The organism is Roseburia sp. AM59-24XD, assembly GCF_003478445.1.
Lineage (GTDB): Bacteria > Bacillota > Clostridia > Lachnospirales > Lachnospiraceae > Jutongia.
In genome coordinates this window covers 77,682-93,327 of the sequence record NZ_QUET01000006.1, presented here as the reverse complement: position 1 = coordinate 93,327, position 15,646 = coordinate 77,682, and the positions used below count along the sequence as shown (strand labels likewise).

The following is a 15,646-nucleotide window of genomic DNA, read 5'->3' as shown; positions in this document are numbered from 1 at the left end:
CGAAGAGCCGGATACATTGTTTCGCTGCACTTTTTGTTTTGAGCAGAGGAAAGGATGGCTTGATGAAGAAGAAACTTTTTATCATCATATTTATGGGACTGCTTCTTGTTCCATTTGTGGGAATGCGCTTCTACAAGGCGGATCTGAGCATAGAGAAGAAGCATGACGAAGCACTGCCACAGCCGGTGACGGACGGAAAGGTGAATCTGCAGTTTTTTCAGGAGCTGACCGATTATATGGCGGATCATTTTGCGTTCCGGCAGGAACTTATCACGGCAGATGCCGGGGTGAAGGCGGATCTGTTTCAAAGCTCGGCAAATGAAAAGGTGATCGTCGGCAAGGATGGATGGCTGTTTTTTGAGGAGACATTAGACGATTATATGAAACGGAACTGTCTGAATAAACGGCAGATCCACAATTGTGCCAGAGTCCTGAAGTTGATTGAACAGGGCGTTGAGGTCTGTGATGCTGATTTTGTATTTGTGGCAGCACCGAATAAGAACACGCTTTACGGAGAATATATGCCGGACCGGTATGTCCCATTAAACGGACAGGGTAATTTGAATGCTCTGATCACTTCAATGAAGGAGCAGGGGGTTCATTATGTCGATCTGCGCGAAGTCCTTTCTGAGCAGAAGGAGCAGGTGTACCATAAATTGGACACACATTGGAATAATCTCGGAGCCTCCATTGCCTGTGAGAATATTCTGGATGCCCTTGGAAAGAAGCATACCTCCTATGAGAAGGAGGCGTATACCAGAAAGAAAAGTTTTGACGGAGATCTTCAGGGGATGTTGTTTCCGAAGAGCAGCAAAAAGGACTGGAACGTGATCTATTCGAAAAAGCAGGATTACCGCTATACCAATAAGGTGGTGTCCACGGAGCAGATGGAGATCAGAACGGAGAATAAATCTGTGGACTCATCTGCCGGAGGAAAGAAAACAAAGCACCGGAACATTTTAATGTACCGGGATTCCTTTGGCAATGCGCTTGTCCCGTTTGTGGCACAGGAGTATAAGAAGGGATTTTTCACCAAGGAGGTGCCGTATGATCTGAGCCTGTTGTCACAGAGTAAGGCGGATGATGTGGTGATCGAGCTGGCGCAGCGGCAGATCCCGACATTACTGGAGGGAGTGCCGTATATGATGGCACCGGGCGTTTCCTTTGATAAGGATGTGGAAGAGATCAAAGGAACGACTGCCACAATGGAAACGGAGAAGCAGGACGGGGTGCTCCGGGTCAGCGGTCAGACGGATCCCCGTTTTACGGATGACGATTCGCCGGTTTATATCAGCTTCTATGGGGAAAAGAACCTTCTGATGTTTGAGGCGTTTCCGTCAGTCTATGATCCGATGGACGAAAAAGCAGACCGTTCCTACAGCTACGGTGCGTATATTGATATCTCCTCCATGCCGTCAGATGACTATCGGCTGGAAATTATCACAAAAAAAGACAGAAACTACTACACAACTGGATTTCTGGGGGAATATGTGATAAAATGAGCATGATACTGTAGGCATTGATCTGTAAAAGAGGCAATCGTATGAGATCATGTGCTTTGCAGATATTGTGCCAGCGGTCCGAAATCTGAGGACTGAGAAAGGATGTAGGATTAGTATGAAAAAAAATAAACGAGCACTTACAAGTCTGTTGGCATGTATTCTGGCAGTCAGCATGACGGCGCCGACATCGGATATTGCCGGTCAGGCAGGAATGGAAACAGTATATGTCAGTGCTGCCAGCCGTTCAACAACGACGACACAGACGCAGAAGACAACGACTTCCGGGAAGAAGACAAAGAAATCCCGGAAGAAGATCCGGCAGCAGAAGAAAAAGGCGAAGAAATATATTGGAAAGAAGCTGACCAGTCTTGTGAAGGCCATCGGAAAGTACAAGAAGCTTTCCAAAGCAGCAAGCTGCTATTATGAGAATGAATATGATGGTATTGCCAAATATGACGGTTTCGTCGTCTACTGTCACACCGAGAACAGAAAGACATGGATCGTAGATAGTGTAGAATAGGCGGAAGAAGCATGAATAAGAACAGATTTTGGACGGGAACCGTCCTGACATTGACGGCAGTCCTGCTTTTGACCGGAGGTGCAGTGCGGACCGGTGAGGCAGCCGTAAAGGAACATGAGGCAAATGTCCATGCAGGCATTTCCTTTTATGATGATTCCAGAGGTGTTTTTCGAGTCGACAGCCCGGAGAACACTCCGGAGACAGTAAAGTCTGTGAATTCGCCGGAGCCGGCGGATGCAGCTTTGTCGGAAAGTCCTGCAGCGGCATCCACGGCGAAGCCGGCAGAGAGCAAGCCGCCCACAGTAAAGCCATCGCCGACGGTCAAACCGACAGTAACACCGGTGCCGGGCAGGCTTGTGCACAGAAAATATACGACGAATTATGTTTTTTGCGGTGGAAAGAAGCTGAAGCATTCTTTTATTACCATACGGAAGAAGACATATTATTTCGATAAAAGCGGAGATATGCATAAGGGCTGGCTGAAATTAGCCGGTCAGTATTATTATCTTGACCGTGCAAGTGGTGTGATGGTACATCAGGGAAAGGTGGACGGTATCCGCATCCGGAAGGATCATGCGGTCAAAAGCAGGCTGAATGTACGAAAGATCGACACGATGCGTACGGCGGCAAGGGTCGCAGCAAAGATCACAAAGCCGTCGGATACGATGGAGCAAAAGAAAATGAAATGTTATCGGTACATCATGAAATGTGATTACCGACGATATCGTTTTCTGGAGCCGATCTACAAGAAAAAGGGCTGGGAATCCACCTTTGCCAATGATATTTTCAAGCATCATGCAGGCTGCTGCGTGTCCGAATCATCGGCACTGGCATTTCTGTTTCATGAGATCGGTTACCGGAACGTATATGTCTGCCACGACACCAGTCATGCGTGGGTTGAATTAAACGGCAGGGTATACGATAATCTGTTTTCCAAGGCGAAAGATTTTTGGAAGTATTATGACTGTACGTATGAAAGCTTTGGACTTAACCCGGTGGACAAACGTAAGATCTAAGGAGCTCTGACGAGCTCATATTAAGGGGCTTTGAAGCTCTGCCAAGTGATGATAAAGCATATAATTTTATAGATAATGAGAAGAAAGGATGTAAGATAATGGCAAAAGAACTGGAGAAAAACTACAATCCTGCGGACATTGAGAAAAGAACTTATGACAAATGGCAGGAGAAAAAATATTTTCATGCGGAGGTAGATCGCAGCAAGAAACCATTTACGATCGTTATGCCGCCGCCAAATATCACAGGACAGCTCCACATGGGACATGCACTGGATAACACACTTCAGGATATTCTGATCCGTTTTAAGAGAATGCAGGGCTATGAGGCACTCTGGGTGCCCGGAACAGACCATGCATCCATCGCTACAGAGGCAAAGGTAGTAGAGAAGCTTCGTGAGCAGGGTATTTCCAAGGATGATATCGGAAGAGAGAAGTTCCTGGAGCATGTATGGGACTGGAAGAAACAGTACGGCGGACGTATTGTAGAACAGCTTAAGAAAATCGGTTCTTCCTGCGACTGGGATCGAGAGCGTTTCACCATGGATGAGGGATGCTCTAAGGCAGTCAAGGAGGTTTTCGTTAATCTTTACAATAAGGGTCTGATCTATCGTGGAAAGCGTATCATCAACTGGTGTCCGCATTGTCTGACATCCCTTTCCGATGCTGAGGTAGAGTATGAGGATCAGGCAGGAAGCTTCTGGCATCTGCGTTATAAGACCACAGACGGCACCGGATATATTGATCTTGCAACGACACGTCCGGAGACACTGCTCGGTGATACGGCAGTTGCTGTTAATCCGAACGATGAGCGTTACAAGGATATGGTTGGTAAGATGCTTGATCTGCCGATCGTACACCGTCAGATCCCGATCATCGCGGATGATTATGTAGATATGGAGTTCGGTACCGGTGTTGTAAAGATTACTCCGGCACATGACCCGAACGATTTCGAGGTTGGAAAGCGTCACAACCTGGAGGTCATCAATGTCCTGACAGACGATGCGAAGATTGTGGACGATTATCCAAAGTATGCAGGCATGGATCGTTACGAGGCGCGTAAGGCAATCGTGAAGGATCTGGAGGCAGAGGGAGCACTCCTTAAGATCGAGGATCATGAGCATAATGTAGGTACCTGCTATCGTTGTCATACAACGGTTGAGCCAAGAGTTTCTCTTCAGTGGTTTGTGAAGATGGAGGATCTGGCAAAGCCTGCGATCGATGCAGTGAAGAACGGTGATACCAAGTTTGTACCGCCTCATTTCGATAAGACATATTATCACTGGCTTGAGAACATCCGTGACTGGTGTATTTCCCGTCAGCTCTGGTGGGGACATCAGATTCCGGCATTTTACTGTGATGACTGTGGCGAGATGGTTGTTACCAAGGAAAGCAGCTGCAATTGTCCGAAGTGTGGCAAGCCGATGCGTCAGGATCCGGATACACTTGATACCTGGTTTTCATCCGCCCTCTGGCCGTTCAGCACACTTGGCTGGCCGGACAACACCGAGGAGATGGATTATTTCTATCCGACAAGTACACTTGTTACCGGATATGACATTATCTTCTTCTGGGTTATCCGTATGATGTTCTCAGGACTTGAGCATACCGGAAAGGTTCCGTTTGATACGGTTCTGATTCACGGACTCGTTCGTGATTCACAAGGACGTAAGATGAGTAAGTCCCTCGGCAATGGTATTGACCCGCTGGAGGTTATTGATAAATACGGTGCAGACGCACTTCGTTTCACCCTTGTTACAGGTAATGCGCCGGGTAACGACATGCGTTTCTACTGGGAGCGTGTTGAGGCAAGCCGTAACTTTGCCAATAAGGTATGGAATGCATCCCGTTTCATTATGATGCATCTGGGTGATAATACGATCACAGAGCCTGCTTATGAGGAACTCAAGGAGGCAGATAAGTGGATCCTTTCCAAGGTAAATACTCTGGCGAAGGAAGTTACCGAGAACATGGAGAAATACGAACTCGGTGTTGCGGTTCAGAAGATCAACGACTTTATCTGGACCGAGTTCTGTGACTGGTATATTGAGATCGTTAAACCAAGACTTTTTGCGCAGGAAAAGGATCCGGCATCTGCAAATGCAGCATTCTGGACACTCCGTACCGTGCTGATCGATTCTCTGAAGCTGCTTCATCCGTACATGCCGTTTATCACAGAGGAGATCTTCTGCACGATCCAGTCAGAGGAGGAGTCTATCATGATCTCTTCATGGCCGGAGTATAAGGAGGAGTGGAACAATCCTGCAGCAGAGACAATGGCAGAGCACATCAAGAACGTGATCCGCGGTATCCGTAACATCCGTACCGAGATGAACGTTGCCAATGCCCGCAAGGCGCAGGTATATATCGTGGCAGATGATGAGGAGACCTGTAAGGTACTCGAGGGAAGTCGAGATGCTTATGAGCATATGATCTATGCATCTGAGCTGTTTGTACAGATGGATAAGACAGGCGTAGAAGACAATGCTGTTTCTGTTGTTATTCCGAAGGCAACCATTTATATGCCACTGGCTGATCTGGTTGATTTCGAGAAGGAAAAGGAACGTCTGACCAAGGAGAAGAAGCGTCTGGAGGGCGAGTTAAAGCGTGTCAACGGAATGCTGAACAACGAGAAGTTTATGAGCAAGGCACCGGAGGCAAAGGTCGCTGAGGAGAAAGCGAAATTAGAGAAATACACCAGCATGATGGCAAAGGTGGAAGAAGAATTAAAGGCATTGGACAAATAATTCCGACGAATGTCGATTATTGCGGCAAAAATGATTTGATGAATAAATGGAGGTAGTGTAAGATGGATTTCGAGGCAGAATTAGAAAAATTTCAGCCTAGTCTTGATATTGAGCAGGCGGAGGATGCCATTTATGGAAACAGTACAACCGATGTGATGGATCTGCTCCAGAGTATTCTGGCAGATGTGAATACAGGCTCAAAGAAAGCAGAATAGGGGAAGAAACATGAGATGTCCAAGATGTAATGCAGAGGTGTCTTTCAAGAAAGATCGTTGTGACAATTGTGGACAGGAGCTGCGCAATTACCGCAGAGTTCTCAGTGCGTCCAATATTTGCTATAACCGCGGTCTGGAACAGGCAAAGGTCAGAGATCTGTCCGGAGCGATCGCATCTTTGCACAAAAGCTTAAAATTTAACAAATTAAATACCAACGCAAGAAACCTGCTGGGACTCATTTATTTTGAAGAGGGCGAGATCGTTTCCGCACTGAGTGAGTGGGTGATCAGCAAGCATTTTCAGGAGGAGCATAACGAGGCAGACCACTACATTCAGCTGGTTCAGTCCAATCCAAACCGTCTGGAGACATACAGTCAGATGGTCAAAAAGTACAACTCTGCGTTAATGTCTGCGCAGAACGGCGATGAGGATATGGCGATCATCCAGCTCAAAAAGGTAGTCAGCACCAATCCGAAGTTTATACGTGCGCATCAGCTGCTGGCACTTCTTTATATGAAGACCGGCAAGAAGGAGAACCGCGTACGTGCTTACAAGCTGTTGAAATCCATCAGCGGTGTCGATGTGACCAATACAACGACACTCGCTTATCTGAAGGAGCTGTCAGACGTCCATGTCAAAGGGGAGCTTGCAGCGCCGAAGGCAGAAAAGACAAGTGAGCAGCCGGCACGCAAAACACTTCCGCGAGTGGATGACAATGCGTATAAGCCGATCACGCTGTACAAGGAAGAAAAGCCATCTGTCCTGCCGTTTGTGCATGTCCTTCTCGGTCTGATCGCAGGTATTGTGATCATGCAGTTTCTGATCACACCGGCATTGAAGCAGAGATCAAGCAGCAACGATAATAAGGCATTCAAGACCTATAGCGAGAATCTGGCATCCGGAGAAAGCGATGTCAGTACCTTGAAGAATGCTAACACGGAGCTTCAGAAGCAGGTGGATGAGCTGACAAAGCGGTTATCCGATTACCAGAGTGGCAGTCCGACTGATCTGGACGGTGTTCAGGCGGTCTATGATAATCTCATTCAGGCAATGCAGTATTACATGAATGATGATAAGCTGTCTGCGGCAAAGGCACTGGACAAGGTGGATGCCGACAGTCTGTCCGGCGACGGAGCTAAGAAGTTCTATAACAAGATCAAGAAGGAAACCTACGATACAGCATCGACCTCCTATTTTGAAAAGGGAAGAGACTGCTATAATGGTCAGGGTGATTATTCCGGACAGAAGGACTATGATAAGGCGATTAAGCTTCTGAAAAAGTCCCTCAAATTCAACGCGGATAATACCGATGCCATGTATTTTCTGGGACGCAGCTATCAGCAGAAGTCCGATTTTGAAACAGCAAAGCAGTATTATGATCAGGTGGTCAATGATTATCCGGATTCCTCAAGAGTTGCGGAGGCAAAGAGCAGACTGCGTGAGATTGGTCAGTAACACATAAGACAAGGTGGGAAACCACAGAATATCGCATGAGAAAATGATAGGGAGACCTGTCAGAGTATACAGAACGTATGACTCTGGCAGGTCTTTTTTGCTTTATAGGAAACTTCTCGTTTCCTATAAAGCAAAAAACGCTCCGCGAGGATGCGCATCTCGCGGAGAAGAAGTTAGCTGTAAACAGCACCGCTCGAGCGCGAAAGAGTCGCAAGCGACTCTTTATGGGCTTTATATTTTTGGAGAGAAGGAGGAGATATTTTGAACCAGAAAGAAAGAGAATCGATCCATTATGAAATACAGCAGAATTGTCTGATCATTTACATATCACAGGATCTTGACCACCATACGGTGAATCTGCTGCGGGAGCAGTCGGACCGGCTGATCGATGCCGGCAATATTCGACATATTATTTTCGATTTTGCAAAGACCGATTTTATGGACAGTTCCGGAATCGGTCTGATCATGGGACGTTACAAGAGAGTGATGTTTCGGGGCGGCAAGGCGGCTGTGACTAATGTGGGAAATGAAATAGAGCGGATTTTCCGGCTGTCCGGGCTGTTTAAGATCATCGAGCGGTACGCCACGCCGGAGCAGGCGGTGGCAGGACTGAATAAAAGAGGAGGACAGGACAAATGAAGCTGATCATAGATAGCAATTCGCAGAATGAAGCATTTGCAAGAACGGTTGTGGCGGCATATATTACAAGGCTTGATCCGACATTAGAGGAGCTGGCGGATGTCAAAACAGCAGTTTCGGAAGCGGTGACAAACAGCATTCTTCACGGTTACAACAACGGGGAGGGACTGATCGAGATTACCTGTGAGATCAAGGGGCAGGAGGTATTTGTGGAGATCACAGATCACGGAGTCGGGATCCCGGATATCGAAAAAGCGATGGAGCCTTTGTATACAACTAAGCCGGAGTGGGAGCGGTCAGGGATGGGCTTTGCCTTTATGGAGGCATTCATGGATGAGCTGCAGGTGTATTCGGAGGTGGGAAAAGGCACGCGGGTAAAACTCAGTAAGCGTATCGGCAATTCGTGTGAAAATTCCCTGTAAAATGGGGATTTCAGAGGTATGGAGGATCCTATGGATGCGATAGAATTATTGAAAAAAGCCCGTGCCGGAGACCGACAGGCAAGAGATCGTATGGTGGAAGAAAATGTGGGACTTGTCTGGAATATTGTGAAACGTTTCAATGGAAGAGGATATGATCCGGAGGATCTGTTTCAGATTGGCTGCATCGGGCTGATCAAATCGATTGATCATTTTAATCTGACTTTGAGGTCAGGTTCAGTACATACGCAGTGCCCATGATCATGGGGGAGATAAAGCGGTTTATGCGGGATGACGGAATGATAAAGATCAGTCGTACCATGAAAGAGAACGGATGGAAAATCAAAGTGGCAGCGCAGCGGCTGGGGCAGGAGCTTGGACGGCAGGCGACGGTTGATGAGATTGCGGCTGCAACCGAGCTGGCACCGGAGGAGATCGCAGTGGCAATCGAGGCAAACAGGGATGTGGACTCTATCTATCGTCCGGTCTATCAGCCGGAGGGCAAAGAGATCTGCCTGATCGATCAGGTGGTTGCCGGGGAGAATGCAAGTGTCGGTTATGTGTCAAGAACAGCAGTTGCAAGAGCCAATACCGGAGAAACAGACTCCGGAGTTGATGCAGAAAAAGAGCATGTGATCAATCATGTTTTGCTGGAACAGCTTCTTGATACGCTGAGCGACAAGGAACGCAAACTGATCCGTCTGCGTTATTACGAGGACATGACTCAGACGCAGGTGGCGGCTGAGCTTGGGATCAGTCAGGTGCAGGTCAGCCGCCTGGAAAAGAAAATTCTGCTTCGATTGCGTCAACAACTAGTATAAAATTTCCGATTTTGGAAATGCTTTACACAAAAGAGAAAGGCGGAGTATGCAATGCGGAAAAAGAAAATGTGGTTTTATGTGTTGCTCATTGGCATCATGACCTTAAGTACCGTCTGCTATATAGCAATTATGCGTAATGCACGGACAACCTATGCAAACGGCAAATTTGTGGAGCAGGAGGGAACCGACAATGAAGTCAGATATTATCTACTTAAAATTGGAACAAAATAGTCAGGTGTCACACAAAAAAGTTCTACTGGAGGATGTTGCCGAGATCCTGACTGCGGATCAGACGCTGCAGAAGGAATCCGGCAAGCTGGTGCTTTATACTTTTTCGCAGGAGAAAGAGCAAAAGCTTGTCTTTTCGGCGATGAAGGTCATTGAGCTTTTGCAGAAACAGCGCCCGGGTCTGCAGGTGATCAATATCGGAGAACCGGATTTTATCGTAGAGTATAAGGACACACCGAAGCCTGCCAAGTGGCTGGAGATTGTCAAGGCTGCCTTTGTCAGTCTGATCATATTTTTCGGCGCAGGTTTTACAATTATGACATTTAACACGGATGTCAGCGTGGGTGATGTATTTTCTCTGTTCTACAGGCTGGTCATGGGGACGGAGCAGACCAAGGGCAGCATCATGGAGATTACCTACTGCGTGGGGATTGCCATAGGAATCCTCGGCTTTTACAATCATTTCTCTGCCCGGAATGAGAGGGATGATCCGACACCGCTTCATCTGGAAATGCGCAATTATGAGCAGGAAATGAACAATGCGATCATCAAAAATGCATCCAGGGAGGGCAAAGAAATCTCATGATATGGAAGTTGATCTTATTGGGAGCGATCGGATTTGCGGGCGGAATCAGTGTTGCCGGCGGCGTGTTCGCATTTATCTCTATTCTGGAAATGCTGCCGAGACTGGCGAGCCGTCTGCATACAGCGAACCGTGTCTATTTTCTGGAAAACTGTATATTTCTGGGAGGTGTAACAGGGGCAGTACTGACGGTGTTTCACATTTCCATTCCGTTTGGAAGTGCGACATTAGCCGTGTTCGGACTATTTTCCGGCATCTTTGTGGGCTGTCTTGCCATGGCGCTGGCGGAAACGCTTAAGGTCATTCCGGTTCTGGTACAGAGAGTAAAACTCGCGGCGGGACTTCCGCTTGTGATCCTGGCGCTTGCACTTGGCAAGGCGATTGCCTGCTTCTATCAACTATATTTCCGGATGCAGCATTAAAACAGATATGTCCATAAAATTGACGTGTCCGTAAAATTGGACAGAGAAAAGGAGAGAGTGATATGAATTCAAATAATGACCCATCCATTGAGGAGGTTCTTCAGGAGAAAGACAGCGAAAAACAGAAGCAAAAATATAATGACTACGTCAGCAATATCACGCCGAAAAGCAATCGTTTCTTAAACTGTGCCAAGGCGTTTCTGGTGGGTGGCGCGATCTGTGTCGTGGGAGAAGGCTTTAACAGTCTTTATCAGTATCTCGGCAATGATAAGGAGCTGGCGGGGCTTTATACCACACTGTCTCTGATCCTGCTAAGCATTATCCTGACCGGACTAAACATCTATCAGAAGCTGGGACAGTTTGGCGGCGCGGGAAGCATCGTGCCGATCACCGGCTTTGCCAATTCCGTTGTATCCCCGGCGATCGAGTTTCAGGCAGAGGGACAGGTCTTTGGTATCGGCTGCAAGATCTTTACGATCGCGGGACCGGTGATATTGTATGGAATATTTTGCAGCTGGGTGGTCGGGGTGATCTACTGGCTGGGGAGCATTATGTGATCGGTTATTGTAGGCAATTGTGGGAATTTTTCCTCTGTTTTATAGGGATTAAAAAATATACTCGTAAGTTACTTTCTTACGAGTATATTTTTTGAAGAATTATTTCAGGCAGAAAAGCAGGGGGAGGCGTTCCCTTCTTTTGCTTCCGGGTATGTTTGGATATAATGATAGAAAATATGCCATTTATTGGAGAAAGCAGGACAAAAGATGAAAGAAAAAATCGTAACAGAGCAGAATATCGCCCGGTTTGAAAAAGAATTAAAAAAATCCGAAAAAACACCAAACACCATCCACAAATATGTACGTGATGTGCGGAAACTGCAGACATATGCAGACGGAAGAGGTCTCACCAGAGACCTGATGATTGCATACAAAAAAGAATTGGAGGAACAGGGTGGTTATAAAGCGAACAGCATCAACTCATTTCTCACAGCGATCAATCGGTTCTGCATCGTTATGAAATGGAACGATCTGTGCATCAAGACGATCAAAGTACAGCGAACCGCATTTGAAAACGAAGAAAAGAGCTGACCATGGAAGAATATAAAAGCATGGTCAGCACAGCCAGCCGCCAGGGAGAAGAGAAAACAGCAAGACTTCTGCAGACGATCGCCGGGACCGGCATCCGTGTCGGTGAACTCAGCTACATCAATGTAGCATGCTTACAAAACGGCATGGTCGATGTCCATAACAAGGGAAAGGTGCGCCGGATCCTGTTACCGTCCGCTCTGCAGGAACTGCTGAAAGAATATGTACAGAAGCATAATATCTGTGAAGGCGCCGTCTTTCAGAACCGCAACCATCAGCCGGTTGACCGCAGGGAAGTATGGCGGCGGATGAAAGCAGCGGCAATGGCAGCCGGAGTGCCCTCCGGCAAAGCATTTCCCCATAATCTGCGCCATTTGTTTGCAAGGGAGTTCTATCAGCAGACAGGAGATATCGTCAAGCTCGCTGATGTACTCGGACACAGCAGCATTGACACAACCCGCATCTACGTGAAATCAACTGGAAAGGAGCATAAGCAGCAGCTCGATCAGATGAACATGGTCGTTGACCACAAAGATGGGGGGCTGGCAGGGCATGAGCCGGTACGGACAACAGAATCCGGGATCATACTGGCAACAGCCGAAAACGTCCGTGTTATGGCAGACAACACCTATCTTTCACAGCGGATATTATTTCCTCTGGAGATGATGTGTTTTATGAGTACCCTTTCCGGATCGGACAAAAAGAAATGGGAGCAGTGGTATCAGAAGATTGAACAAAGCGATAATGCTGCCGGAAGCAGGAAAAACAGGATCTTTCCAACGATTCTATAAAAAAGCGACATAATATGTATTATGACACATTCACTCACTTCATCAGATATCAAACAGTTTCAATCGTATCTGATGGATTCTAATGTAAAATTGAATACAGTGAAAAAGTATGTGCGAGACGTGAAAAAGCTCGCACATTTTTTGTCGGATCAAACCCAGACTCTGTCTCAGAATTCTTTGGATGCGTTTTTGAAGTCATTGCCGGAAGCGGGATATGAGGCATGTAGTATTAATTCGATCATTGCCAGTATTAAGTCGTATTGTAAGTTTGCCGGTCGTACAGATCTGCAGTGCAAGAGTCTCAATATCCGCAAAAAGAGCAACCACGAAGATATTCAGAACCGTTTGACAGAGGAGGAATATGAGGCGCTGCTTCGTACGGCGTTGGAGCAGAAGAATTACCGACAGGTACTGATGATACAGATTTTTGCGGTGACGGATAAGGTATATCCGCAGAACCTGAAGAGACAGCTTGTACGAAGTCATTTTTCAGTTACATATCCTTAGTATCGTTTCCAGTTAAAAACAGGCTTGTCAATAATGCAAAATAGAGTATAATAAACTTATTTATTCGCATTTAGTGCTTCAAAGCACGACAGGCATATTCTGCAATACATAATCCAAAGATAAATTTACGCCACCGGTTAACGAGCTGGTGTTGATTTGCTTGACCAATGATGATATGATGAACATATAAACAAAGAACTTAAATGAGTCTCTCAAGCAGAGCTTATATGATACCTTCCGGGCCAGGTATCCCCATAAAGCAAGCGGGGATGTCAGACCAGAAGCTGAACCCTACTTGTTTTGGAACACGTCTACGATAAGTAGGGGAAGCGAGGTAAGGCAGTGGGTACTGAACAATATTCAAAAGCGATAAGAGAAACAGCAGAGAATTTAAGGATCATTGATGATGCCATGTTCCGGCTGGTGGCGGAACGAAAGGAAGTCTGCCAGGAGATACTCCGCACACTGTTGGACCGGCCACAGCTAAAAGTGGTAAGTGTAACACCGCAGTGTGTTATCACGAGTTTACACAGAGAGATTATTCTGGATGTACTCTGTATTCTGGAAAACGGAACATATATGAACATTGAGATGCAGAAGGGTTCCGGTAATGACGATATCAAGAGGAATCGGTTTTATGCATCATCAACTACGGCAGCATATACGCCAAAGGGAACCGATTTTTCGGATATCCCGCAGGTAACCATCTTATATATTACGGAGTATGACGCTCTACATAACGGGCAGATGATCACACATGTGAAAAGGTGCATGAAAACAAATGAGGGGTATGCTCCTGTGGATGACGGGGAAGATATTTTCTTTGCCAACACAGTAGTGAAGGATGGTTCGGACAAATCCGAACTACTCCAGTTATTTTTACGAAAAGATGTATTTGAAGATGCCAGATTCCCCGCATTAAGCAAAGCAGTTAAGTATTTCAAAGAGACGGAGGGAGGTTTGGGGAAAATGTGCAAAACAGTAGAGGATTATGCGAAAAATTATGCGGAAGAGCGTGAAAAAATCGTTCGAGAAGAAGGACGTTCGGAGGGATTGGCTGAGGGACGTTCAGAAGGATTGACGGCAGGGCGTTTGGAGGCAATACGCAAAATGCTGGGAAGCGGATTATCCCGTGAAATGATCCTTTCTATGGATTACTCCGAAGCCGAACTGCAAGCTGTTGAGCAGGAATTATTCACGCAAGTGTAAGATGGATCAGCGTGAAAGGAGCGGTGCCCATGCAAACAATAAACAAGAAAATTCTTATAGTGACAGGTGTTATATTACTGGGTATCATAGTAATCGGCGCAATCCTGTGGACGGATCGTGAGGAAAGTATGCGGCAGCGCGGTGGTGCCGGAAAGCAGTCCTATACGGCGCAGACACCGGATCCAACAGCTGCGCCGGCTGCAGATGAGGAAGAGATTCTGTCAATGGTACATAGAAAAGATTATCTGCAGGTAAAGCTCGATCAGAAGAAACAGACGATCAAGGTGAGTTGGGAGGCGCTGACCAATGCACAAGAATATCGATTGACCAGATACCGCGTCTGGGACGATAAGCCTGACCGGAAGGAAATGACAAAAACATACAAGCCGGGGAAGAAGCAGTATGAGTTTACACAGAAGTTTTCTTACGGCGATGTATTTCGTTATGAGATCGAGGTATTCCAGGAGGGAGGAATGTGGCTTTTAGATCCGAAGAGCGAGGGAAACAGCCGCGAGATATTCTGTGAAATGTATGGCACAACGCTGGATCAGTCAATTGATGACATCAGAGGAGACAAAGGCTTTTCCCGTCTCGTATTCCGAACCTTTGGTTCGGTTCAAGCGGATGGCTTTGAAATATACCGCGGTACGACAAAGAGTAATATGCAAAGGATTGACGTTGTGAAGAAACAAAAGCTTCAGAAGACAAAGCTTGACACGGGGAAAAGAGGTTTTCTTTATGAGGATTACACGGCACAGCCGGAGCAGGTGTACACTTATCAGGTCAGACCATATGTCATCGTTGGCGGCGAACGTAAGCTTGGGGAAAGATCCGAGGTGCGCTGGCTCGCAACCGATAATTCCGATGGAAAATGCATGGCTCAGATCAATGTAAAGAATGCCAGACGAATCAAATATTATGAATTTAAGATCCACTCTACGGACGAACGAGATATCTGTTTTGGAAAGAAATATAATAGCCGGACAAGCTGGGGCGGGGGCTTCGACTTCTTTATCGGAGATATGGAGATGGGAGGTCTCGGAAATGATGTGAACTCGATCGACCAGATGGCGATATCGTATAAGCAGAGGAAAAACAATGCGTATCGCAAACTTGCCGATGATGCTGAACTTGTCATCCAACCGGGAAAGACTATGTATATCCGACTGGAAAGAAAAGATCATCAATCCTTCGAAAACTATTTGTATGGGAGCGATGGAAGCAGCATCATTGTAAGTCTTGGCATGTTTGCATATCGCGGTCGCAAGGCAATGATCAACATAGAATATCAACGCGGCAAAACAACCGCCGTCGACGTCACATGGGAACGCTACGACTATAAACTAGACTCCGATGTTGCCTATACAAATTAAAAGATACCACTTAAAATGATGGTAAACGTGTGGTCATATTATTTCTTATGACAGAAAAATCAAATAGACATTTTGCCTCAAAAAATAAATTAATCCGTGAACTATAACGAAAATAT

The 15,646-nt window shown here is 46.5% G+C and carries 17 protein-coding genes and 1 pseudogene; all 18 read left to right on the top strand.

Features of this window, described 5'->3' with window-relative positions; translation table 11 throughout:
• The first annotated feature begins 62 nt into the window (after nucleotides 1-62).
• Entirely contained in the window at nucleotides 63-1,502 is a 1,440-nt protein-coding gene (locus DXA20_RS04160) for an alginate O-acetyltransferase AlgX-related protein (RefSeq protein WP_118559415.1), read from the top strand.
• A 115-nt stretch (nucleotides 1,503-1,617) separates the two neighbouring features.
• On the top strand, nucleotides 1,618-2,022 hold the full coding sequence (locus DXA20_RS04155) for a hypothetical protein (protein ID WP_118559414.1): 405 nt from the start codon (nucleotides 1,618-1,620) through the stop codon (nucleotides 2,020-2,022).
• Nucleotides 2,023-2,033: 11 nt separating this feature from the next.
• Nucleotides 2,034-3,038 carry a hypothetical protein gene (locus DXA20_RS04150; RefSeq protein WP_118559413.1) on the top strand — a complete coding sequence of 335 codons (1,005 nt, stop codon included), beginning with the start codon at nucleotides 2,034-2,036 and terminating at the stop codon, nucleotides 3,036-3,038.
• Nucleotides 3,039-3,136: 98 nt separating this feature from the next.
• Complete coding sequence (locus DXA20_RS04145) at nucleotides 3,137-5,782, top strand: valine--tRNA ligase (protein ID WP_118559412.1); 2,646 nt, start codon at nucleotides 3,137-3,139, stop codon at nucleotides 5,780-5,782.
• A 62-nt stretch (nucleotides 5,783-5,844) separates the two neighbouring features.
• Nucleotides 5,845-5,997: a hypothetical protein gene (locus tag DXA20_RS16345; RefSeq protein ID WP_022306774.1), complete on the top strand. Its 153-nt coding sequence runs from the start codon at nucleotides 5,845-5,847 to the stop codon at nucleotides 5,995-5,997.
• Between the two features lie 10 nt (nucleotides 5,998-6,007).
• Nucleotides 6,008-7,453 carry a tetratricopeptide repeat protein gene (locus DXA20_RS04140; protein WP_118559411.1) on the top strand — a complete coding sequence of 482 codons (1,446 nt, stop codon included), beginning with the start codon at nucleotides 6,008-6,010 and terminating at the stop codon, nucleotides 7,451-7,453.
• 261 nt (nucleotides 7,454-7,714) lie between these two features.
• Nucleotides 7,715-8,092 carry an STAS domain-containing protein gene (locus tag DXA20_RS04135; protein ID WP_199877048.1) on the top strand — a complete coding sequence of 126 codons (378 nt, stop codon included), beginning with the start codon at nucleotides 7,715-7,717 and terminating at the stop codon, nucleotides 8,090-8,092.
• Entirely contained in the window at nucleotides 8,089-8,514 is a 426-nt protein-coding gene (gene spoIIAB / locus DXA20_RS04130; protein WP_022305450.1) for an anti-sigma F factor, read from the top strand. The genes DXA20_RS04135 and spoIIAB overlap by 4 nt, the downstream gene beginning before the upstream one ends.
• Before the next feature lie 30 nt (nucleotides 8,515-8,544).
• Nucleotides 8,545-9,332, top strand: a pseudogene (locus tag DXA20_RS04125) (sigma-70 family RNA polymerase sigma factor).
• A 51-nt stretch (nucleotides 9,333-9,383) separates the two neighbouring features.
• The gene (locus DXA20_RS16100) at nucleotides 9,384-9,563 is read left to right on the top strand and encodes a hypothetical protein (RefSeq protein WP_022305452.1); all 180 of its coding nucleotides are present in this window, start codon (nucleotides 9,384-9,386) and stop codon (nucleotides 9,561-9,563) included.
• Complete coding sequence (locus DXA20_RS04120; protein ID WP_022305453.1) at nucleotides 9,523-10,146, top strand: stage V sporulation protein AA; 624 nt, start codon at nucleotides 9,523-9,525, stop codon at nucleotides 10,144-10,146. The genes DXA20_RS16100 and DXA20_RS04120 overlap by 41 nt, the downstream gene beginning before the upstream one ends.
• Nucleotides 10,143-10,565 carry a stage V sporulation protein AB gene (locus DXA20_RS04115; protein WP_118559409.1) on the top strand — a complete coding sequence of 141 codons (423 nt, stop codon included), beginning with the start codon at nucleotides 10,143-10,145 and terminating at the stop codon, nucleotides 10,563-10,565. The genes DXA20_RS04120 and DXA20_RS04115 overlap by 4 nt, the downstream gene beginning before the upstream one ends.
• A gap of 62 nt (nucleotides 10,566-10,627) precedes the next feature.
• The gene (spoVAC, locus tag DXA20_RS04110) at nucleotides 10,628-11,122 is read left to right on the top strand and encodes a stage V sporulation protein AC (protein ID WP_118559408.1); all 495 of its coding nucleotides are present in this window, start codon (nucleotides 10,628-10,630) and stop codon (nucleotides 11,120-11,122) included.
• A gap of 207 nt (nucleotides 11,123-11,329) precedes the next feature.
• The gene (locus DXA20_RS04105; RefSeq protein ID WP_118559407.1) at nucleotides 11,330-11,653 is read left to right on the top strand and encodes a site-specific integrase; all 324 of its coding nucleotides are present in this window, start codon (nucleotides 11,330-11,332) and stop codon (nucleotides 11,651-11,653) included.
• A 2-nt stretch (nucleotides 11,654-11,655) separates the two neighbouring features.
• The gene (locus DXA20_RS04100; RefSeq protein WP_118559406.1) at nucleotides 11,656-12,441 is read left to right on the top strand and encodes a tyrosine-type recombinase/integrase; all 786 of its coding nucleotides are present in this window, start codon (nucleotides 11,656-11,658) and stop codon (nucleotides 12,439-12,441) included.
• 21 nt (nucleotides 12,442-12,462) lie between these two features.
• Complete coding sequence (locus tag DXA20_RS04095) at nucleotides 12,463-12,948, top strand: site-specific integrase (RefSeq protein ID WP_118559405.1); 486 nt, start codon at nucleotides 12,463-12,465, stop codon at nucleotides 12,946-12,948.
• A gap of 342 nt (nucleotides 12,949-13,290) precedes the next feature.
• The gene (locus DXA20_RS04090; protein WP_118559404.1) at nucleotides 13,291-14,157 is read left to right on the top strand and encodes an Rpn family recombination-promoting nuclease/putative transposase; all 867 of its coding nucleotides are present in this window, start codon (nucleotides 13,291-13,293) and stop codon (nucleotides 14,155-14,157) included.
• Nucleotides 14,158-14,186: 29 nt separating this feature from the next.
• Complete coding sequence (locus tag DXA20_RS04085) at nucleotides 14,187-15,530, top strand: hypothetical protein (protein ID WP_118559403.1); 1,344 nt, start codon at nucleotides 14,187-14,189, stop codon at nucleotides 15,528-15,530.
• The last annotated feature ends 116 nt before the right edge of the window (nucleotides 15,531-15,646 follow it).

Coding starts and splice junctions, on each gene's coding strand:
- DXA20_RS04160 (WP_118559415.1), top strand. CDS start 63: ATGAAGAAGAAACTTTTTATCATCATATTTATGGGACTGCTTCTTGTT.
- DXA20_RS04155 (WP_118559414.1), top strand. CDS start 1,618: ATGAAAAAAAATAAACGAGCACTTACAAGTCTGTTGGCATGTATTCTG.
- DXA20_RS04150 (WP_118559413.1), top strand. CDS start 2,034: ATGAATAAGAACAGATTTTGGACGGGAACCGTCCTGACATTGACGGCA.
- DXA20_RS04145 (WP_118559412.1), top strand. CDS start 3,137: ATGGCAAAAGAACTGGAGAAAAACTACAATCCTGCGGACATTGAGAAA.
- DXA20_RS16345 (WP_022306774.1), top strand. CDS start 5,845: ATGGATTTCGAGGCAGAATTAGAAAAATTTCAGCCTAGTCTTGATATT.
- DXA20_RS04140 (WP_118559411.1), top strand. CDS start 6,008: ATGAGATGTCCAAGATGTAATGCAGAGGTGTCTTTCAAGAAAGATCGT.
- spoIIAB (WP_022305450.1), top strand. CDS start 8,089: ATGAAGCTGATCATAGATAGCAATTCGCAGAATGAAGCATTTGCAAGA.
- DXA20_RS16100 (WP_022305452.1), top strand. CDS start 9,384: ATGCGGAAAAAGAAAATGTGGTTTTATGTGTTGCTCATTGGCATCATG.
- DXA20_RS04120 (WP_022305453.1), top strand. CDS start 9,523: ATGAAGTCAGATATTATCTACTTAAAATTGGAACAAAATAGTCAGGTG.
- DXA20_RS04115 (WP_118559409.1), top strand. CDS start 10,143: ATGATATGGAAGTTGATCTTATTGGGAGCGATCGGATTTGCGGGCGGA.
- spoVAC (WP_118559408.1), top strand. CDS start 10,628: ATGAATTCAAATAATGACCCATCCATTGAGGAGGTTCTTCAGGAGAAA.
- DXA20_RS04105 (WP_118559407.1), top strand. CDS start 11,330: ATGAAAGAAAAAATCGTAACAGAGCAGAATATCGCCCGGTTTGAAAAA.
- DXA20_RS04100 (WP_118559406.1), top strand. CDS start 11,656: ATGGAAGAATATAAAAGCATGGTCAGCACAGCCAGCCGCCAGGGAGAA.
- DXA20_RS04095 (WP_118559405.1), top strand. CDS start 12,463: ATGACACATTCACTCACTTCATCAGATATCAAACAGTTTCAATCGTAT.
- DXA20_RS04085 (WP_118559403.1), top strand. CDS start 14,187: ATGCAAACAATAAACAAGAAAATTCTTATAGTGACAGGTGTTATATTA.